The organism is Neisseria sp. P0021.S007 (assembly GCF_051956855.1).
In genome coordinates this window covers 1-485 of record NZ_JBQCXA010001410.1, presented here as the reverse complement: position 1 = coordinate 485, position 485 = coordinate 1, and the positions used below count along the sequence as shown (strand labels likewise).

Annotated in this window: 1 protein-coding gene; it reads left to right on the top strand. The window is 42.1% G+C overall.

The window, feature by feature from the left end:
• Window positions 1-66: 66 nt before the first annotated feature.
• Window positions 67-285, top strand: coding sequence for a DUF2061 domain-containing protein (locus ACTHUR_RS19435; RefSeq protein ID WP_107768592.1), 219 nt, complete (start codon window positions 67-69; stop codon window positions 283-285).
• Window positions 286-485: the final 200 nt, after the last annotated feature.

Sequence of the window (485 nt, the reverse complement as noted above, 5' to 3'; positions counted from 1 at the left end):
ATATACGCGTTAGTTGATAATAATTATTATGTAGCGATTAAAACACCAATGTATCAGGAAAACAGAATGATTAAAACCATTACATTTGCTATTTTGCATTTCAGCGTCGCATTTAGTGTCGCCTATATTCTGACCGGCAGTATCGGCGTTTCCAGCGCGGTGGCCTTGGTCGAACCCATCGCCAATACCGTCGTCTTTTATTTTCACGAAAAAGCGTGGAACCGCTACGAGAAAAACAAATCCGAAAAACAAAAATTGTGGGTGCCTCTGCATCAGTGCGGCTAAAGTTTCAGACGGCCCTTTGCTTGATTAAAAGCGATTATGCCTTTGCAGTTCGTCCATCGCCATCAAAATGCCAAACCCTAAAATAGGTTAAGACTTTACGAAGGCTTCATGAAGGTAAAAATGCTAAAATACGCTATTCTTGCAAACCCATTCAGACGGCCTCAATGCTCACCGATTTAGAAAAAAACGCCATCCGCGAC